Here is a 20,556-nt window from a genome sequence, read left to right as displayed (position 1 = left end):
TCATGATAAAAATTAATCTAGATCGAGTCATGCTAGAAAGAAAAATCTCTTCAAAAGTGTTAGCGGAAAAAGTTGGAATTACCCAAGCTAACTTATCCATACTAAAAACAGGTAAAGCGCGTGGTATTCGCTTTGACACATTAGAAAAAATCTGCCAGACATTACATTGTCAACCTGGTGACATACTCGAATATGAAGAAAAAACTGGCATATAACAATGGTTATATGCCAGTTTACAACTATTCATTAATATGGACTGAAAGTTAACTACGCCACACGTCTTTAAAATATTCGGATAGGACACCTTCTCCTTGAAATCTATCTTCAAGAACCGCTTTCACCTGATCTTTCACCTGATGAAATTTCCCTTTAAGTTTTTGATCAGTATTGGGGAAAGATGCTAAGTATGAATATGTATATACTGGGTCATCAGGGCATCGTTCATAGGCACTTTTGTTCATCGAAATGCCTTTCTCCTCCCAATATTCATAGTCACCGAAATAATAGGGAAACAGCGAAATCATATAACCAAAACACCAAAGAAAATCCTCATTTGTAATAAAATTAGCCATTCCAAAATGCGTAACTTCCTTTAACACAGCTTCTAATTCATTAAAATCTACATCTTTAATCCCTAAAGGTCCCTCTTCGATAAGACATACCAGCAAAAGAAACCAAGTCGAATCGCCACTTTCAAGTCTTGGGGATTCTGCCGCCAACTCTTTATCAGGAGCGATTTTGCTTCATTCCATTTTTCTTGCCTTTCTAATGTATCAACTTCAACCCATTGCCAATCAATCACAATGGTTCACCACCTAACTTGGATATGTACGAACTTCAGTGGAACAAGACTCAGGCATTGAATATGGACGACGACTGTATGACTGATTCCGCTAAAGCCCCCGTTACTTGAATGACTTATACCAGTATAAAGTGGTTTCAATATCAGGATTATAGGACTGCTTGAGTGTGTCCACTCCACCTAGCATGAATCCTTGTTTCACATAAAATCTGCAGGCACCTAGATTATCATCTTGGGTTTCCAAGGACATGCCTATCAGGTTTCTTTGTTTGGCCCACTCTTCTGCCTGATGTAAGAGCAACGTTCCGACGCCACTGCCTCTATGCTCTTTCTTGGTCGCAATGTTTTCAATATAACAGAAGCGGTTCCAATCCTGAATGATTCTAATTTGTCCTATGCACGTATCATTCAGATAAGCTAAAAACAACGCTTTATCCTCTTGGTTTATATAGTGACTCCAATCAAGTTCGTCATCTGGAAAACGTGTTTCTCTAGCTTTATCAAAAAGAACCTCTTCATAAGACCACTTTCCTGCTTGTAAACGGGGGACAACTCTACCATATAACGTAAAATAATCATTTGTCAGATTGATATCCTTTATTAAATCTTTATTTAATGGAGAAATAATGAGTTTATCTTCACTACCCAATCTCAAACACTTCCTTTTATGATGTTTTTGAAAATATTTAAGGATCATTAAACCACTGCACGTTAGCTGAATAAGCCTCTCTTTATATACTACCAAAAAAAGTAAACTAGGTAATGTAAATTCATGCTAAAGTGGTATAGGATTGTTAAAGTTTACACGTAAACTAATACGTTAAAGTATTTTTGCAAGGTAATGGGGGGAGAAACATGAAGATTGAAGAAAGACTGTATCAAGCAGCAATCGAATTGATCATAAGTAGATACCCTTCTGGATGGGGCGGTGCCGCAGCAATGTATACGGAAGATGGTATGGTCTTGACAAGTGTTGCGCCAGAGGTCATAAATGCTTCGACAGAATTATGTATGGAAACGGGTGCGATCCTTGAAGCACATAAGCTGAACACACAGATTACACATTCTGTTTGCGTTGTAAGAGATAACGAACAGGCTGAATTTAAAGTCTTAACTCCTTGTGGGGTATGCCAAGAAAGACTTTGGTATTGGGGTCCTCATGTAAAAGCAGCTATTACGAACCCAGATCAAAGACTTGTATATAAAACACTGGAGGAAATCCAACCATTTCATTGGTCTAGAGCCTATGATAATCAAGATCCTTCTTGAACTAACGGGGTCTTTGAAAAAAATGAACAGTAAGCACATTAAAGTTGGTGAATACATGTCAGGTAAAAAATATGAATTAGTAAAAGCGTTTCCACCTGAATTAGAGGAAGATGTGATGAGGTGTTGAGTATAATTTCCCAAACAAGTAAGGACTTCTTCTACTGTTTTGAGGTTAATTCTAAGGGAAGTAAGTTGATGATCCCTGAACGCATATACAATAATGAAACTTCCTTATCGCACTATCATTCATTAACAAATCGACAACAATTAGTAGTAGATTGTTTATATACAAGGCATCACGATGGTTTTATTAGAGAAAAGCATTTAAAAAAGATCATTCATCAATGCAGTGACTACAATGGGTGGATCCTTCCCTATATCATTCGATTGACGGGTGAGTATGTAATCGAAATCTTACAAGTGATAAAAGAAAATTTGAGTCACATTAATAAGGGTATAATAAAAAATTTCATTACAGAGAATCCAAGATTTTATCATACAATCGAAAGTCGAGTAGTAAGTTATTTCTGATGATCATGAGACTGGAGATGACGGCACAGGTCGAGTTAAATACCGAGTGAATGATGTCGATGTACAGGTCGTCAGGAACGTGTCTATTATTAAGATGACCAGAGATTCTCGAACTACCAGAATTCCAAAGTTTAGGTACATTCTGAGACGGTTGGTTCGACTCCCGCGTCTCCATACTGTGAAATGTACTGAATTTCACTGAGTGCCATAAACGTTGATATAACAACGTTTATGGCGCTTTTTTAATGCTTTTGAGTTGTATTGAATTGGATTTAATCCTTATTAAAAACCTTATTAACCTTTGTTAATCCTTTGTAGAATTGCCCATGAAGTTAGTAAACTTATCGATTGTTTCGGACTTCGCTTTTTTGGTAACGTGTGCATAAACATCCAGTGTTGTTTTTACATCACGATGGGCTAGTCGAAATTGAACTTCCTTAATCGATGCCCCAGCTTCAAATAAAAGCGAACAATGGGTATGGCGTAATCCATGTGCTGTTATCGTCACAAGCTTATGCTTTTTTAGAAAAGTAGCTAACCATTGAACAGTTTTGTTAGGGTCTTGGAAATATATTGAATCGGAGGATATAGAGTAGCTACTGTAAATGATATAATAGTAGTAACTACCTAAGAGAGAGGTGTGGATGAAATGGAGAAGTATACAATTCTACGTAAAGACTTAATTCAAGAGCTAGAAACATATTTAGTTGGACCACATAGTGTGGATGAAATACTAGGAATAGACATTCGTCCAATGCAGCTTTATTTAACTGGGAAGCTAGTACCATTCGGGTCATCTTCAGATGTTGTAAATGAGCGTGATAATGCAATTGAAACACATGTGCAAGTAAGCGAAGAAGAAATAAATGAACAACTAACAATAAAGAAAATCTTCCGTCCATCCACAATGGGATTCAGCTTCAAGTTAAAAGAATTGACTACAGTAAAAATTGAGACATCTTGGGCAGTCTATGAGGACGAAGAACATAAGCGAATGCCACAATCAGAAAAATGGCAAATTGATCTGTCGTCTAAAAGAGTAGATACCCTTGAAAATAGTAATGACTCAAAATATGGCAAAGTCCGTTACACGGTTACATATCGCAATGGTTTATATCATGTGAACGTATTTTTAATGAATACATTAAAGCGTGAAGATCAATATCCTGAACAGGATGAAGTAATGTTCCAATGCGAATTAAAGGTACATATACCAACAACGTATGTAGCTAAGTTTACTTCAAAAGCTGATCAATATCATGTACAAAATGAGCTACTTTATCGTGATAAAGAAGAACTAGCAATTGGTCATGGTGTTGGAGTAGATTGGGAGAACGTTGGCAATATGATCACGATTTATTCGACGTGGATGCCGCGCTATGAACTGCCTAACATAGAGCATTGCAAAATCAAAAATCAATCTTTCAAAATGAAAGATTTAAGTGAAGCTCCTGTTACGCTATTAGAAGAGCAATTAAGTGTCATTCCAGCGGCATATCAGGCATGGCTAGATAATGAAGTGAAATTAATAAGCGATTTACCAACACATCTTAAAGCTGAGGCAGAGCAAAATGTGTTAAAAGTTAAAAATATTATTAAGCGCTTAGAGGAAGGGATCGCATTAGTAACCGAAAGTAATGATTCTTTATGCTATTTAGCTTTTCAATTTGCGAATCGTGCGATGCTTTTACAAAGAGCGCAATCAGCAGTTGCACAAACGTATCGTGCAACTGGCCAACGAGTAAAGCCTACATTAGATGGTGAATGGCGTTTGTTCCAATTAATATTCTTATTAATGAACATAGCAGGATCTTCTGATGAAAATCATACAGACCGAGAAATTGTTGATTTAATTTGGTTCCCAACGGGTGGAGGGAAAACTGAGGCCTATCTTGGGGTGGCAGCTTATGTGATGGCTTATCGTCGTCTATTAGCACCAAATCAAATTGAGAAATATGCTGGGGTCACAGTGTTTATGCGTTATACATTGCGTCTACTAACTACTCAGCAATTTCAACGTGCAGCCGCTTTAATTTGTGCAGCGGAAGTGTTACGAAAGCCTAATGCCAAATTATTTGGTGAAGAGCCGTTTAGTATAGGGTTATGGATTGGACAAGATTCATCACCGAATAAATTTGAAGACGCAATCGAAAAATTAGAAGAGCTTCGTGAAGGTAAGGAAGTAAAGACTGGAAATCCGATTCAACTGATGAACTGTCCGTGGTGTGGGGCAGAATTAGGTCCTGAACAGTATGAAATCGATAAAAAGTCGCAAAAGATTTGTTGTTCAAATAAACAATGTACATTTAAGCATGGTATCCCAGTTTACACAGTAGATGAAGCTATTTATAAAAAGCTACCAACTTTATTAATAGGAACGGTAGACAAAATTGCACAGTTACCATGGAAAAATAATATGCATGAGCTTTTCGGTAATAAAAATGTTTATCATCGTGAATTAGGCTTTGAATACAGTGAATCGACACCAAAAGGCTATAGTCGAATTAATCGCCTAAAGCCACCAGAACTGATTATTCAAGACGAGCTACATCTAATATCTGGTCCACTAGGTTCATTAACAGGCTTATACGAGGTAGCAATTGATTTATTAACGAGACATAATGGAAGACCTGCTAAAGTCATTGCCTCGACAGCGACAATTAGTGGAGCGGATGAACAAATTCGAGCGCTTTATGGACGAGATATGCAGCAATTCCCGCTTGCAGTTCAAAAAGCAAATGACAATTTTGTTTCGAAGGAGATACCAACGACAGAAAAGCCTGGACGATTCTATGTCGGAATATGTGCGCCAGGAGTAAGTAATAAAATCCAAGCAATCCAAACATATAGTGCGTATACCACAATTACGCGTACGAAAGCAAAATTTAAAGTAGATCCGTACTACACAATGCTCGGTTATTTTAATACTGTAAAAGAATTAGCGAGTATGAATACAACATTTAAAGATGAAATTAATACGCGTTTAAATATGCTTGATCCAAATAAAAAATTTAACCATGATTTAGTCGTAGAGGAATTAACGAGCCGTAAAAAAGCACAAGAAATTCCACAGCTACTGACGCAAATGGAAAAAACAATGGAGGAAGACGGCGTTTTAGATGCGGTACTTGCAACAAATATGATTTCGGTTGGTGTCGATGTTGATCGTCTTGGCACAATGTTTGTACAAGGACAGCCAAAAACAACTTCTGAATATATTCAAGCAACAAGTCGTGTAGGGCGTAAATATCCGGGAATTGTTTTTGTTCTACTGAATTCACTGCGTTCAAGGGATCTTTCGCATTTTGAACGATTTAAAGTTTATCATCAAGCGTTATACCGCCATGTTGAAACGATGAGTGTAACGCCATTTGCTACAGGTGCTTTATATAAAGGGTTAACGGGTACATTTATTGGATTTTTACGTCAAAGCATTATGGAAATGAATGCAGAACAAAGCCCGAAACAAATTTTACAGTTACAAAAGGAAGTTGATGACGCAACTGTTCAATTTTTAGCACGTGTTCAAGACGCATATGGTACAACAATTGAAACGGAAGTAAAGGGATTAATTGAGTGGTGGCAGGAGCTAGCTAACAAGTATAGTGATCAAAAGTTAGCGTATAAGCCGTCTAAGTATGTAAAAGGTTCTTTATTAAGAAACTTTAGTGAAGAAAATAAAAATCAAGATGCACGTCCAGCGATGATGTCATTACGAAATGTAGAATCAGCTATCGAAATTGAGGTGTTAAAATCATGAGCCAACAAACGGAAACGATTCGTCCTTCACAGCTTATTTATCAATCTGGACCGGGAGCAATTGTAGAATTATTAAATCAAAGTGTCATTGTTAAATCAGCAGATCAGTGGCAAACTTCCAGAGCGCCGCAGGAAAAAGATGCTCGTATTACATCCTTTTTAAAGGTAGATCATGTACGGATTTTAAATGAAAACCCTGATAAACAAAAAATTAAAGCTGTAACCTTCCCTAAATGGAAAATCTGTCCCAAATGTCAAAGTATGACGGATTTTAATAATACAACGTGTTATTATTGCGCACAAAAAAATACAGAAGATCTTCAAGAGCTTTATGCAAGTCGATTCGTTTTAGTATGTGAAGAAGGGCATATTTCTGATTTTCCGTATGAAGAATGGGTTCACCGTAAAAAGCCTTGTAGCGAGAACTCTAAGCATCCGCGCTTAGTGCTTAAAACACGTGGCAAAAGCGGTTCTTTATCGGACTTGCATGTAATTTGTCTTCATTGTAATCAGAGTGAAAGTTTAGGACGAATTATGCATCCTGAGGAACGAGAGGCGTATTCTTTATTTGATTGTAAAGGCGATCGTCCATGGATTAGCCCAACAGCAAATAAAAAATGTTCTTGTAAGATGAAAACAACACTTCGCGGTGCATCAAATGTTTATTCACCATCTGTTATGAGCTTTTTACAAGTACCATTGACAGAGTCTAGTTCTGTTTTTGATATTCTTTATTTAGTAGAAAAAGATAAAGATAACTTTAGTAAAGCATATCTAGGGATGGGGGAAAGCGGGTTAGAGATGGCTTGTAACTTTAAAGGTATTCCATCTTCCTTTATCCCGATTATAAAACGTTATTTAGACGGTGAAATTTCACTTGAAGAAAGCTCAACATATGAAACAATTAAAAAGCAAGAATGGAATACGTTAACGCAGGATGAAATTGATGTAGAACGCTTTTTATCTAAAAAAGTAGCAATTGCTCCAGCACTTACTCCTTATTTTGATGGGATTTATCGAGTAGACTCTGTACCTGCAGTACAAGTACTAAAGGAATTTACCCGACTTGATTACATTGATCGCTTCACTGATGATGAAGTAAAAACGCAGCCAGTTGTCATTACAGGAGAACCGAAATGGTTACCAGCAGTAAGAAATTATGGTGAAGGGATTTTCTTTAAATTAAATGAAGACAAACTATTAAAATGGGAGCAAAGTGAGCAAGTTACGAAGGCGATTATTCAAGCATACAATACAAGTCGTGTAGAGTTTAAAAAGGAACCGTTAGACATTTTACCGCGCCAAATTTTATTGCATACGTTTAGCCATGCACTTCTACAAGAATTAGCAGCACATTGTGGTTATACAACGACCTCTTTAAAAGAACGTATTTATGCTAGTGAAGATATGTTTGGAGTGTTTATTTATACGGCGTCGGGCGATTCAGAAGGTAGTTTAGGTGGTTTAACTAATTTAGCCCAAAGTGAAAAGCTACTACCAATCATTATTCGTGCGCTAGAAAAAATGAGTTACTGTTCTTCTGATCCAATTTGTTCGGATGGTGAATTTGAATATCACACAACTGCGAATGGTGCCGCTTGTCATGCATGTACATTTGTATCGGAAACGTCGTGCGAGTGGGGCAACTTATTATTAGATCGTCGTACGTTAATTAATATAAATCCTAATGAGCAGGACGGCTATTTCGACCAATTATTAGAGATGTAAGAGGTGTGACAATGTGAAGGTAGATTTAGTAGATAATAAAGGGACAAACACCCTTGCGGAAGTATTGAAAAAGGAAATCAAAAAAGGCTCTAAAATTGCTGTTGCCTCGGCTTCATTTAGTTTGCATGTCTTTCAAGAATTAAAAAAAGTATTGGAAAAAGGAGAATCCTTTCGATTTTTATATACAGAGCCAACGTTTTACAATCAAGAAATTGACCAAAATCATCAGATGAAAATTGTTGAAAAAAAAGGCCAAACAGTACAATTAGATGGTAATTACTCTGAAATTCTATTACGCAATCAAATGCAGTCAAAGCAAACGGCACGCGAACTAACGGAATGGATTAAACAATATGCTGATTTTAAAACAGTTTTAGGTGAAGTAGCCTATCCGAAGCAAATAATGATTCAAAATAAAGCGGATGACAATATATTTATTCAATCTGAAATTGAATTTACGGCAGATGGATTAGGGATTACACCGTCTAATCGGCATGCAAGCTATACAGTTATGAAAGAATCGATGGGCGTAACACAAAATATGCTCGCAGAATTTGACCGCCTTTGGCAAGATGAAACGAAATCCATAGCAATAACAGCAGAAATCGTGCAGCATCTAGAAGCATTTCAAAAGGAAAATACACCAGAGTGGCTTTATTTTGTTACGCTTTATCATATTTTTTCACAGAATTTAGAGGGAATTTCGGAAGAGAATATCATTAAAGAAGGTACAAATTTTAAAGACACAGTTGTTTGGAATAAGCTTTATCCGTTTCAGCGTGATGGTGTAATCGGCATGATTGATAAAATGGAAAAATACAATGGTTGTATTTTAGCTGATAGTGTCGGGCTTGGGAAAACGTTCTCTGCATTGGCAGTGATTAAATATTATGAATTACGCAATGACCGTGTACTTGTGTTATGTCCGAAAAAGCTTCGTGATAACTGGGCAGTGTATACACAAAATGATAAGCGTAATGTATTAAGTGATGATCGCTTCAATTACGACATTTTAAATCATACCGATTTAAGCCGTGAAAGCGGAATGTCAGGTGAAATCCGTCTCGATACAGTGAAGTGGGGTAACTATGATTTAGTGGTTATTGATGAGTCCCACAATTTCCGAAATAATAATGCACGCAAAGGCCGCTTAACACGCTATCAAAAGCTGATGCAGGAGATTATTAAAAAGGGTGTTAAGACGAAAGTTCTACTTCTTTCTGCAACGCCCGTAAATAATAAAATGACGGACATTAAAAACCAAATAGCTTTCATTACAGAAGATAAAGATGATGCTCTGCTTGCAGAAGGAATCGTTAGTGTTGAACAAACACTACGTTCGGCACAAGCTGCATTTAACCGTTGGACAGCACTGCCTGCTGGGGAGCGTACGACAGAGCGGTTTTTAAATATGGTGGAGCAAGATTACTTCCAATTACTCGACTTACTAACAATTGCCCGTAGCCGAAAGCATATTGAAAAATACTATGATGTAAAAGATATTGGTAACTTCCCAACACGCCTGAAACCAATTTCAATAAAATCTGATGTTGATACAGAGCAAAATTTTCTTAATATGAACGAGGTGAATGAACGCTTAGAGTCGCTTAATTTTAGTATTTATCAGCCGATGCAATATGTTTTGCCACAAAAGCGAAAACATTATGAAGCGTTATACGACACTAAAGTTAAAGATGGTCAATCAACATTTAAACAAACGGACCGAGAATTTGCAGTAGCAGCTTTAATGAAAGTAAATTTATTTAAGCGATTAGAAAGCTCAATTCATTCATTCCGTTTAACATTGGAAAAGTTAGTGGCACGCATTGAAGGCACGCTGCAAACATTACAGCTACAAAGTAAATCAACACTGACAGAGCAGTTTGACGACACGGAAATAGATGACGAGCAGCTTGAAGCGATTACAGTTGGTAGTGATAAAGTGCAAATTCAATTAAATGATATCGATGCACTTAAATGGGCAGGAGATTTAAGTGCGGACTTAGCAACATTACATGAATTACTAGAAAAAGCAGAGCAAATCACAAGTACACGTGATGCGAAGCTCGAACATTTGATTCGTCTTATTGAAGATAAAATTAGTAATCAAATCAATCAGAATAATAAGAAGGTCATTATTTTCTCAGCATTCGCAGATACAGTGAAATATTTATATGAGCAGTTGTCCGAGCGCTTTTTGGACAAACAGTTACACTCAGCACTTGTTTTAGGTAGCGGTGCCAATAAATGTACGTTAAAAGGTGTGCGCGTAAAAGACTTAAATGATATTTTAATTAACTTCTCACCAAGATCCAAAGAGCGCTATAAAGTGGACAGTAAACGTACAGATGAAATTGATCTATTATTTGCGACAGACTGTATTTCAGAAGGGCAAAACTTGCAGGACTGTGATTACTTAATTAACTACGATATTCATTGGAATCCAGTGCGTGTCATCCAACGCTTTGGTCGAATTGACCGAATTGGCTCAACGAATACGGAAATTCAGCTAGTCAATTTCTGGCCGAATATGGATTTAGATGAATATATTAACCTTGAGGAACGTGTAAAGGGACGTATGAAAATTTTAAATACGTCTGCATCAGGTGAAGAAGATATTTTAGATACGTCATCGAAAGAAATGAACGATTTGGAATACCGTCGTAACCAGCTAAAAGCACTGCAAAATGATGTGTTAAACTTAGAGGATGTATCAGGTGCAATTTCAATTACAGACTTAACTTATACAGATTTTAAAAGCGATTTAACTTCTGCATTAAAATCGTATAAAAAAGAGCTGGCAGCAGCACCAAAAGGGTTATATGCAGTCGTAAGTAATAACAACTTTTCTGAGGCAAAGCCAGGTGTCATTTTCTGCTTGAAGCAGCATAAAGAAGTGGCGGTGGAAAGCAACAGTCTAGCACCGTACATTTTGCTTTATGTGACAGGTGATGGCGAGGCATTCATTCATTACACGCATGCGAAAAAAATTCTCGATGCATATCGTAAATTAGCGCATGGGAAGCAAGAGATTGATCACAAGGTCGTGGCTTTATTTAATGAAGAAACGAATTACGCAGCGAATATGGAAGCGTATCAAGAGCTTTTAAAGCAATCGGTTAATATTATTAAAGATAAACAAGAAGAAGTAGGGATTGAAAGCTTGTTTAGCTTCGGTGCCAATACATTGCAAGCAGAGTTAGACTTAGGTGATGATGACATCGAGCTTATTTCATTTTTAGTTGTAAAGGATGAGGCTGAATGAATGAAGCCCAATTATTAAAGGTAATCGACTTACCAAAACCAACACATGTATTAAAAACGCTACCGTATAACCAACTAGAAACAAGACTTACAGCTGCTCAGAAAAAAGTGATTTCTGAGCAAGTTGTAGCGCGCGGCATGCGGATTTTAGCATCGATTCAAACGAACAATACAAATATTGAAGCGTTTGAAAGTGAAACAGAACGCTTTGATGCAATCGTGTTTCTAGCGATTCATCTGAAAAATATAAAAAAGGCAGCTCAAATTTATAAAATATTTATGAACGTTATGCCGAATCCACTTGTTATTTTATTTTATGATGTACATACGAGATGGCTATTTTCAATACACGAGAAGAAAAATGACGGTTATTTAGCAATCAAGCAACTGTACGAGATTCAAGAAGCGGTAACATTGGAACAAGTAGAACAGCATCTAAACTTTGATGAATTGAATAAAACGAATTTAAAAACGTTTTATGAATCATGGCTTGAACGAATGTTACAAATTGAATTACAAGTTCGGTACAGTGTGTATGCACCTGTTACATTGCAAAATAATGTATTAGAAAAGCTTGTCGTGATGGATGAGCAAATCGATGATTACGTCAAGCAAGCAAAGAAAGAAACACAGCTGAATAAGCGAGTGGAATTGCAGCAGGCGGCGAATAAAGTAAAAGAGCAGAAGGCAAAGCTCATTACTAAAATGCAGTCATAACAAAAAGCCCAACGTCTGCTACGCAAACAATGGGCTTTTTAACACAATATTCACCAAAATCTACTATGCAAATCATGAATGAATATCAGATAGTGTAAATTTATGTATTTATTGTAATAGATAATGTAAAAAATATAAATCATTAAGTATAAAGGGGCAACAAAATGGTCAATAAGATGAACGGAGAATCAGTAGATTTAACAGCACAAAATATTGCACGTTTAAAAGAATTATTTCCAGAAATTTTAACAGACGGCGAGAAAATTGATTTTGATATGTTAAAGGCTGTATTAGGTGACGAAGTAGATAGCGAGAACGAACGCTATCAATTTACATGGCATGGCAAGAAGCAGATGATTGCTGGCACACAAAAGCCATCAAAAGGGACATTACGGCCTGATAAAGAAAAAAGTAAAAACTTGGATACGACAGAAAACCTTTATATTGAAGGTGATAACTTAGAAGTTTTAAAGTTACTTCAAAAATCATATAACGGCAAAATCAAAATGATTTATATTGATCCACCGTACAATACAGGAAAAGATTTTGTGTACAAAGATAATTTTAAAAACGGTGTGCAAAATTATTTAGAGCAGACAGGTCAAATAAATAGTGAAGGAAATAGACTAACTACTAATACAGAGAGCAACGGAAGATTTCATACAGATTGGCTAAATATGATGTACACTAGGCTGAAATTGGCAAGGAATTTACTTAAAGACGATGGTGTAATATTTATTAGTATTGATGATCATGAGTTAATGAATTTATTAAGACTGTGTGCAGAAATCTTTGGAGAATCTAATTTCATCTCTAATTTTGTGATTGAAAAGAGGACTAATAGAGAAAATAGAAAAGTCGTTTCCTCAAGACACGAATATTTAGTTTGCTATGCTAAAAATATTGGAAGTAAAGTACCTATATTAAGGCAATTGCCAATGAGCGAAAAAGCTTTAGCAAATTATAAAAATCCTGATAATGACCCTAATGGTTTATGGAAATCTGACCCAGCGACTGCGCAAGCCGGTCATGGTACAAAATCACAATTTTATGAATTAGTAGCTCCAAATGGAAATAAGCATACATTACCTAGTGGAAGATGTTGGCTATATACTCAAGAGGAAATGGAAAAACATATAAAAAACAATCGTATTTGGTTTGGGAAAGATGGTAAGGGTGTTCCTAGAGTAAAAACGTATTTAAATGCTAAGGAAAGAGGACTAACACCAGAATCCATGTGGTTTTCTGAAGATGTCTCTACAAATGAAATTGCGAAAAATAATTTTAAAAAGCTATTTGACGATCAAGCAATATTTGAAACACCTAAACCAGTAGAACTTATATTACAAACCTTACGTCTTGCAACAAATCAGACAGATAATGATATTATTTTAGATTTCTTTTCTGGATCTGCTACTACAGCACACGCTGTAATGCAATTGAATGCAGAAGATGGAGGTAATCGTAAATATATCCTTGTTCAAATTCCGGAAATATTAGATTTAGAAACAGAAGCTTATAAAAATGGATATGACACAATTTGCGACATCGGTGAAGAGCGTATTCGTCGTGCAGGTGAAAAAATTAAAGTGGATCTAGTAGAGAAGCAGAAAAAGTCAGGTATGTTAGATGAAAATATTGTTAATCCTGAATCACTTGATATTGGCTTTAGAGTGTTAAAACTTGATACGTCGAATATTCGTGAGTGGAACGTCGATTTTGTTGATTTAGAGGGCAAGCTTGATTTATATGATACACCGTTTGTGGAGGGCCGTTCAGAGCTTGATGTTGTGTACGAAATTATGTTAAAGCAAGGGCTTGAGTTAACATATCCAATTGAGACATTTGAAGTAAATGGTCAAACAGTTTATGATATTGGATTCGGTAGCCTTTTCATCTGCTTATCACAAAAAATTACGACGGACATTGCACAGGCGATTATTGCGCGTCGTGATGAGCAAGGAACCGATACTAGTAATGTCATTTTCAGCGATACGGGCTTTGCAACAGATTCGGATAAATTGAATTGTATTGAAATTTTAAAAGATGCCGGTTATTCAGAAGATAATATTTTAACGGTTTAAGAAAGAGGTTTAGGCAATGAACAAAATAAATGGTGAATCATTAGATGTAACAAAACAAAATATTGCATGTATGAAAGAATTATTTCCAGAAATTTTAACAGACGGCGAGAAAATTGATTTTGATATGTTAAAGACAGTGCTTGGTGGCGAAGTAGACAATGAAAATGAACGCTATCAATTTACATGGCATGGCAAGAAAAAAATGATTGCTGGTACACAGAAACCATCAAAAGGTACACTTCGCCCCGGTAAAGAAAAAAGTAAAAACTTTGATACGACAGAAAATCTTTATATTGAGGGAGATAACTTAGAAGTTTTAAAGTTACTTCAAAAATCGTATAACAACAAAATCAAAATGATTTATATCGATCCACCGTACAATACAGGTAAAGATTTTGTATACAAAGATAATTTTAAAGACGGTGTACAAAATTATTTAGAGCAGACGGGGCAAGTGGATTCGGAAGGGAATATTCTTTCAACAAATGCTGAAAGTAATGGACGTTTTCATACTGATTGGTTGAATATGATATATTCTCGACTTAAATTAGCTAGAAATTTGCTAAGTAACGATGGTGCTATATTTATTAGTATAGATGATAATGAGCTAACAAATTTGATAAAGGTTTGCAATGAAATATTTGGTGAAAACAACTTTTTAGCAAATATAGTTTGGCAAAAGAAATATGCTGCAACTAATGATGCTAAAGGTTTTTCTACTACTCATGATTATATTTTGGTGTACCAAAAGTCAGGGGAATTTAACAGGAATTTATTACCTAGGACGGAAGAACAAAATAAACCTTATAAATATAACGATAATGACGGTAGGGGATTATGGAGAAGTGGAGATTTATTAGTAAAGTCATTTTCAAAAACAGCGGTTTATCCAATTATCAATCCTAATACTGGTATAGAACATTGGCCAGCAGAGGGAAGTAGTTGGCGTGCTAGTAAAGAAACTATGGAGCGATGGTTAAACGAAAATCGAATTTACTTCGGTAAGGATGGAAAAGGTGCGCCTCAATTAAAACGCTATTTAAATGAGGTACAACAAGGAAGAGTCCCTATAACTTGGTGGAATTTTGAAGAAGTAGGTCATAATGATGAAGCGAATAGAGAAATAAAGGATTTATTTGAGAAAAAGCCACCATTTGATACACCAAAGCCGACTCGACTTATTAAACGCATTTTACAAATTGCAAGTCAGAAAGATTCTATTATTCTCGACTTTTTCTCCGGCTCAGCAACAACAGCTCACGCAACAATGCAGTTAAATGCTGAGGATGGTGGTAATCGTAAATTCATTATGGTACAGCTTCCAGAACCGTTAGATGAAAAGTCAGAAGCGTATAAAGATGGGTATCGTACAATTTGCGACATCGGTGAAGAACGTATTCGTCGTGCAGGTGAAAAGATTAAATCGGAGTTAATTGAGAAGCAGCAAAAGTCAGGTATGCTAGACGAAAATGTTGTAGACCCAGAAGCACTAGATATTGGCTTCAAAGTAATAAAGTTAGATACATCGAATATTCGTGAATGGAATGTTGATTTTGCTGATTTAGAAGGTAAGCTAGATTTATATGATACACCGTTTGTAGATGACCGTTCTGAACTAGATGTTGTGTACGAAATTATGCTAAAGCAAGGGCTTGAGTTAACTTATCCAATTGAGACATTTGAAGTAAATGGCCAAAAGGTATATGACATTGCATTCGGTAGTCTTTTCGTATGCTTATCAAAAAGAATTACGACGGACATTGTACAAGCAATTATTGCACGTCGCGATGAACAAGGAACAGATACAAGTAGTGTTATTTTCAGTGATGCAAGCTTTGAAACAGATTCAGATAAGCTAAACTGTATCGAAATTTTAAAAGATGCCGGTTATCCAGAAGATAACTTGCTAACATTGTAGAGGTGATGCGGCATGAAAATTCAATTTAAAGATTTAACGTATCAAACAGATGCCATTAATGCAGTATTAAGTGTGTTTGAAGGGCAGCAAATTCGTAAGTCAGAGTTTACAATTGCTGATCAAGCAGCACAAGGGAGGCTATTTGGAGAGAAAGGTATCGGGAACAAAATAGACATTTCTATAACGAAGCTTCTACAAAACGTTCAGCAAATTCAAATTAATCAAGGCATTCCTATTGCTAAGGATATAGTTGGCTCGTTTCCACAGTTTAATATTGAGATGGAAACAGGTACGGGGAAAACGTTTGTCTATTTAAAATCGATTTTAGAGATGAATCGTAAATACGGCTTTACGAAATTTATTATTGTTGTTCCTTCTGTTGCAATTAAAGAAGGGGTTATGAAGACGCTTGAAATGACAAAACAATATTTCAAAGCACAAATGCAAGGGCAAGTATATCGTTCTTTTATGTACGATAGCTCAAAGTTAAATAATGTACAAGCGTTTGCGACAAGCGATGATGTTGAAATTATGGTGATTAACATTCAAGCATTCTCAAAAAGCGCGAAAAATAACGATAATATGAACATTATTTATCGTAACGATATGGACGCGTTATATGGGATTGCGCCTATTGAGCTAATTGCGGAAACAAATCCAATTGTCATTATTGATGAGCCGCAAAGTGTAGATAATACACCTAATGCACAAGTCGCAATTGCAGCATTAAATCCATCGGTAACGTTCCGTTTTTCCGCAACGCATAAAAATAAAAGTTATCCATTAATATACAAATTAGGGCCGGTAGAAGCGTATCAGCAGGAACTTGTTAAGCAAATTGAAGTAGCAGGTATTAAACGATCAATCGATGGTAATGAAGATTATTTGAAGTTAGTTGGGATTAAAGCAACTAAAAAGAATGTAACAGCAACGGTAGAAATGTTTTTAAAAAATAAAAATGAAATAATAAAAGAAAAGGTTTCGTTAAAACAAGGCGATGAATTATATGTGAAGTCAAAACGAATTGAAGCATATCAATCAGTAGGCTTTGTAAAGGATATTTCGGCTGAACCAGGTAATGAATATATTGAGTTTTCAGGTGAACCTTCGATTATCCGTTTAAGTGATTGGCAAAATGAAGATTTAGATATTAAGCGTGGCCAAATTCGCAAAACGATTGAAGAGCATTTAAATAAAGAGCTAAAGTTAAGTGAAAAAGGCATTAAAGTATTAAGTTTATTCTTCATTGATAATGTTGCGAACTATCGCCAATATGACGAAGAAGGTAATGAAGTATTAGGTATTTACGGGCAAATTTTCGAGGAAGAATATAAGGCTGTAATAAAATCCGAAAAGTATAAAAAACTACGTGACTTTGATATACCAGTAGAAGAAGTTCATAACGGATACTTCTCAGTTGATGGTAAAAAGAAAGTGAAAAATACGAATGGCTCTACGAAAGAGGACGAAACTACTTATAACATCATCATGAAAGACAAAGAAGATTTATTAACAATGTATGATGAAGAGAAGGGAAGAACGAAAGCTGCGCATAAGTTACGCTTTATTTTCTCTCACTCTGCTTTAAAAGAAGGTTGGGATAATCCAAATATATTCCAAATTTGTACACTGATTGAATCAACAGATACGATAACAAAACGTCAAAAAATTGGACGTGGACTTCGTATAGCTGTTAATCAGGATGGTGAGCGTGTACCTGGCTTTGAAGTGAATACACTTATTGTGATGGCAAATGAGAGCTACGATGAGTTTGCAAAAGGGTTACAAACCGAATACGAAGAAGAAGGTATGGAGTTTGGCCTATTTAAATTAGATATTTTTAGCTCACTTGTCATTGCAGTAGACGAACATACGGGCATTAAAACACCGTTAGGACATGAACGATCTGAAAAGCTTGTTAATTATTTAAAAGAACAAAAATATATTGATGACAAGCATAAAGGAACTGTAGAACTTGCCAAGGCAATTAAGGAAAATACATTCGAAATTCCACAAGAGTTTCAAGATATTGCACCAGATATAAAAGAAAAAATTATCGAAGCAATTGAACAGAAATTTAACGTTGAAAAAATCGAGATTAAAGATAATGCAAAGAAAGAGCAAGTGAAATTAAATAAAGAAGCATTATCGGGACCGTTTTTAGAGCTATGGGAGCGCATTAAATATAAAACGAATTACACGATTGAGATAGATACAGAGAAATTCATTGAGCAGGCAGCGAATAAGCTGAATGATGAGTTAATAATTCGAATTAATAAATTAGAATATGAGCGCCATAAAATTGAAACGACTGAAGCAGGGATTTCCACTGGTAAGGAAGAGTCAACAGTATTTGCGACAACAGAACGTGAATATGAAAAAGCACCAGATATTTTAACGTATTTACAAAATGAAACAAAATTAAAGCGTAAAACGTTAATTAAAATTTTAAAAGATAGTGGCACGTTATCTGACTTTAAACGTAATCCACAAACGTACATGATGGAAGCTGCTCGTATTATTAATGCAGCGAAACGTATGGCAATGGTTGATGGCATTAAATATGAAAAAGTAGCTGGCAATGAAGTGTATGATCAATCGCTGTTCTTAAAAGAAGAAATTGATACGTATAGTGATAGCATTGTTCCAGTTAGCAACAACCGCTCACCTTATAATCATATTGTTGTAGATTCTACTGTGGAACGAGAATTTGCAGAAGCATGTGAAAAAGATAGAAATGTTAAGTTTTATATCAAACTACCTGCTGAATTTAAAATCAAAACACCACTTGGTATGTACAATCCAGACTGGGCTTTAGCGCTTGAAAAAGACGGGAAGGATCATTTGTACTTCATCGTTGAAACAAAAGGAAGCATAGCATCTGAAGATTTACGCCCAACAGAGTTGGCAAAAATCCGCTGCGGTGAAAAGCATTTCAAAGCGATTGAAACAGGTGTAACGTTCAAAAAGGCAACAGCTTTACAAGAAGTATATTAACTAGGAGGCTTTGAGAATGGCTGAAATCAAATACGAAGTAGTTGAACATATCGGTGTTCTTTCAGAATCAGCAAAAGGGTGGAAGAAAGAGTTAAACCTTGTTAGCTGGAACGGTGCAGCACCAAAATACGATATTCGTGAGTGGGCGCCGAATCGGGAGAAGATGGGGAAAGGAATTACCTTATCTGATTCAGAAATAAATGAACTTAAAAAAATATTAAAATAATTTTTGAACCAAGGGATGAGTTTTTTCCTTGGTTTTTTTATTTGTATGGTACTTATCAGTCGTAAATGGATTCTTTTTATTTATCGTAAAATACGGCTTTACGAGGTGGTTTTGCTCAAACTTTATTTCAAAACTAATTTAAATCGCCTCTACAATAAATGAAAGTTGCATTGAAGTAAATTACTATGCCTCACCCATCCCAAATGCAAATAATAATAGTAGTATGCAAACTAATATAAATAAATTAGCTATTACTCCAATACCACCGATCAATAATCTCATTGCATTTTGTTTAGTTAATCGTATAGAAGTTCCGGCAAGTATAATACCGATAATTGACAAAGTTATAATAAAGTAAACTTTTGGAACAGGATTAGCATTTGGGCCACTTGTTGCAAAGAAAATCATAATACTTATAACGACAGGTACTATCGATAAAGCACCTAAAATAATTCCCTTTTTAAATTTTTCCATAATTATCCACATCCCTTATGGTCCAAGTGAATCATCCTATTAACTACTTACTTATGTTTCCTTTCTCCATTGCTAAAGGCACTCAAATATAAATCTAACGAGTCTTCAATTTCCTTCGCTACAAGATCTATAAAATCGTCATAATCTTTATTAATATAAGCTTTATCTAATGCATTGAAGTAAGCTAATCGATTTTTTATGTGAATTATAGTAGGTGGGTAATCAGATTCCATTAACTCTAAAAACAACCTAGAACTACGGCCATTACCATCTATAAATGGGTGAACCTCTCCAAAGTGAATATGTAGCATTGCAGCACGAATGATTGGATGTAATTTTTGTGCTTCGCCATTATACCATTTCATTAGGTTATCCATTCGTTCCTGAACTTTAAACGGTGGTGGCGGTGTATGATTAGAACCAGAAATAAATACTTGTTGATCACGATATACACCGGCATAATCATAATCAATGCCTTTTAGAACAAGGAACGGTACTCCTTTCTGCACAATATCTTCAACATACAAAATAGCATCTCGGTGGTTGATAACCTCTAAATGTTCACGGATGGTTTTACCGCCAACTGTAATTCCTTCAAGTACTACCTTTGTTTCATTAATCGTCAGTGTATTGCCTTCAATTGCATTTGAATTATAGATCCAGTCTAAGATGAGCTTTTCTTGTAAGCTTCGTGCCGTATATTTAGGCAGTGGACTTTTTGCAATTAACTGATGCTTTTTTAAATCGATTTGCTCAGACATTAAACCTACTCCCCTTAAAGATTTTA

15 protein-coding genes are annotated in these 20,556 nt (G+C 35.7%); 10 read left to right on the top strand and 5 right to left on the bottom strand.

All coding sequences use genetic code 11. The annotated features are described in order from the left end of the window. Positions 1 to 2: 2 nt before the first annotated feature. Positions 3 to 215 carry a helix-turn-helix domain-containing protein gene (locus ACQKL6_RS06435; protein WP_402873324.1) on the top strand — a complete coding sequence of 71 codons (213 nt, stop codon included), beginning with the start codon at positions 3 to 5 and terminating at the stop codon, positions 213 to 215. Between the two features lie 48 nt (positions 216 to 263). Here ACQKL6_RS06435 and ACQKL6_RS06430 read toward each other — a convergent pair whose 3' ends face one another. Both ACQKL6_RS06430 and ACQKL6_RS06425 read right to left on the bottom strand, forming a co-directional pair. Then, complete coding sequence (locus ACQKL6_RS06430; protein WP_427650848.1) at positions 264 to 719, bottom strand: hypothetical protein; 456 nt, start codon at positions 717 to 719, stop codon at positions 264 to 266. Between the two features lie 186 nt (positions 720 to 905). Continuing rightward, positions 906 to 1,451, bottom strand: a complete 546-nt coding sequence (locus ACQKL6_RS06425; protein WP_427650847.1) for a GNAT family N-acetyltransferase — start codon at positions 1,449 to 1,451, stop codon at positions 906 to 908. A gap of 206 nt (positions 1,452 to 1,657) precedes the next feature. On the opposite strand from ACQKL6_RS06425, the gene ACQKL6_RS06420 reads away from it, so the two are divergent. Then, on the top strand, positions 1,658 to 2,071 hold the full coding sequence (locus ACQKL6_RS06420; RefSeq protein ID WP_427650846.1) for a cytidine deaminase: 414 nt from the start codon (positions 1,658 to 1,660) through the stop codon (positions 2,069 to 2,071). Between the two features lie 835 nt (positions 2,072 to 2,906). Here ACQKL6_RS06420 and ACQKL6_RS06415 read toward each other — a convergent pair. Then, positions 2,907 to 3,176 carry a tyrosine-type recombinase/integrase gene (locus ACQKL6_RS06415; RefSeq protein WP_427650876.1) on the bottom strand — a complete coding sequence of 90 codons (270 nt, stop codon included), beginning with the start codon at positions 3,174 to 3,176 and terminating at the stop codon, positions 2,907 to 2,909. Positions 3,177 to 3,251: 75 nt separating this feature from the next. Here ACQKL6_RS06415 and drmA point away from each other — a divergent pair, with 75 nt between their 5' ends. From drmA to ACQKL6_RS06375, 8 genes are all read left to right on the top strand, one after another. Beyond that, entirely contained in the window at positions 3,252 to 6,362 is a 3,111-nt protein-coding gene (gene drmA, locus ACQKL6_RS06410; protein ID WP_427650845.1) for a DISARM system helicase DrmA, read from the top strand. Beyond that, complete coding sequence (gene drmB / locus ACQKL6_RS06405; RefSeq protein WP_427650844.1) at positions 6,359 to 8,089, top strand: DrmB family protein; 1,731 nt, start codon at positions 6,359 to 6,361, stop codon at positions 8,087 to 8,089. The genes drmA and drmB overlap by 4 nt, the downstream gene beginning before the upstream one ends. Before the next feature lie 13 nt (positions 8,090 to 8,102). Beyond that, a complete protein-coding gene (locus ACQKL6_RS06400) occupies positions 8,103 to 11,354 on the top strand; it encodes a helicase-related protein (protein ID WP_427650843.1) in 3,252 nt (1,083 codons plus the stop codon). Continuing rightward, positions 11,351 to 12,070, top strand: a complete 720-nt coding sequence (locus ACQKL6_RS06395) for a DUF4391 domain-containing protein (protein WP_427650842.1) — start codon at positions 11,351 to 11,353, stop codon at positions 12,068 to 12,070. The genes ACQKL6_RS06400 and ACQKL6_RS06395 overlap by 4 nt, the downstream gene beginning before the upstream one ends. Positions 12,071 to 12,234: 164 nt before the next feature. Then, positions 12,235 to 14,154: a site-specific DNA-methyltransferase gene (locus ACQKL6_RS06390; protein WP_427650841.1), complete on the top strand. Its 1,920-nt coding sequence runs from the start codon at positions 12,235 to 12,237 to the stop codon at positions 14,152 to 14,154. Between the two features lie 16 nt (positions 14,155 to 14,170). Further along, on the top strand, positions 14,171 to 16,072 hold the full coding sequence (locus ACQKL6_RS06385; protein WP_427650840.1) for a site-specific DNA-methyltransferase: 1,902 nt from the start codon (positions 14,171 to 14,173) through the stop codon (positions 16,070 to 16,072). A gap of 12 nt (positions 16,073 to 16,084) precedes the next feature. Next, entirely contained in the window at positions 16,085 to 19,069 is a 2,985-nt protein-coding gene (locus ACQKL6_RS06380; RefSeq protein ID WP_427650839.1) for a DEAD/DEAH box helicase family protein, read from the top strand. A 16-nt stretch (positions 19,070 to 19,085) separates the two neighbouring features. After that, positions 19,086 to 19,295 (top strand): YdbC family protein, encoded by a 210-nt coding sequence (locus ACQKL6_RS06375; RefSeq protein ID WP_427650838.1) that lies wholly within the window; start codon positions 19,086 to 19,088, stop codon positions 19,293 to 19,295. A gap of 183 nt (positions 19,296 to 19,478) precedes the next feature. On the opposite strand, the gene ACQKL6_RS06370 is transcribed toward ACQKL6_RS06375, so the two are convergent. Together ACQKL6_RS06370 and ACQKL6_RS06365 are read right to left on the bottom strand one after the other, a co-directional pair. Next, positions 19,479 to 19,769 carry a hypothetical protein gene (locus ACQKL6_RS06370; protein ID WP_427650837.1) on the bottom strand — a complete coding sequence of 97 codons (291 nt, stop codon included), beginning with the start codon at positions 19,767 to 19,769 and terminating at the stop codon, positions 19,479 to 19,481. A 47-nt stretch (positions 19,770 to 19,816) separates the two neighbouring features. Next, positions 19,817 to 20,530, bottom strand: coding sequence for a Fic family protein (locus ACQKL6_RS06365; protein ID WP_427650836.1), 714 nt, complete (start codon positions 20,528 to 20,530; stop codon positions 19,817 to 19,819). Positions 20,531 to 20,556: the final 26 nt, after the last annotated feature.

Origin of the sequence: Peribacillus sp. NPDC097197, assembly GCF_050278025.1 — a bacterium.
Classification (GTDB): Bacteria; Bacillota; Bacilli; order Bacillales; family DSM-1321; genus Peribacillus.
This window is presented reverse-complemented; position numbering and strand designations above follow the sequence as displayed.

What these genes read in the sequence shown, in the direction of transcription:
- ACQKL6_RS06395 (WP_427650842.1), top strand. Translation starts at nt 11,351, where the DNA reads ATGAATGAAGCCCAATTATTAAAGGTAATCGACTTACCAAAACCAACA.
- ACQKL6_RS06385 (WP_427650840.1), top strand. Translation starts at nt 14,171, where the DNA reads ATGAACAAAATAAATGGTGAATCATTAGATGTAACAAAACAAAATATT.
- ACQKL6_RS06390 (WP_427650841.1), top strand. Translation starts at nt 12,235, where the DNA reads ATGGTCAATAAGATGAACGGAGAATCAGTAGATTTAACAGCACAAAAT.
- ACQKL6_RS06435 (WP_402873324.1), top strand. Translation starts at nt 3, where the DNA reads ATGATAAAAATTAATCTAGATCGAGTCATGCTAGAAAGAAAAATCTCT.
- ACQKL6_RS06380 (WP_427650839.1), top strand. Translation starts at nt 16,085, where the DNA reads ATGAAAATTCAATTTAAAGATTTAACGTATCAAACAGATGCCATTAAT.
- ACQKL6_RS06365 (WP_427650836.1), bottom strand. Translation starts at nt 20,530, where the DNA reads ATGTCTGAGCAAATCGATTTAAAAAAGCATCAGTTAATTGCAAAAAGT.
- drmA (WP_427650845.1), top strand. Translation starts at nt 3,252, where the DNA reads ATGGAGAAGTATACAATTCTACGTAAAGACTTAATTCAAGAGCTAGAA.
- ACQKL6_RS06420 (WP_427650846.1), top strand. Translation starts at nt 1,658, where the DNA reads ATGAAGATTGAAGAAAGACTGTATCAAGCAGCAATCGAATTGATCATA.
- ACQKL6_RS06375 (WP_427650838.1), top strand. Translation starts at nt 19,086, where the DNA reads ATGGCTGAAATCAAATACGAAGTAGTTGAACATATCGGTGTTCTTTCA.
- ACQKL6_RS06370 (WP_427650837.1), bottom strand. Translation starts at nt 19,769, where the DNA reads ATGGAAAAATTTAAAAAGGGAATTATTTTAGGTGCTTTATCGATAGTA.
- drmB (WP_427650844.1), top strand. Translation starts at nt 6,359, where the DNA reads ATGAGCCAACAAACGGAAACGATTCGTCCTTCACAGCTTATTTATCAA.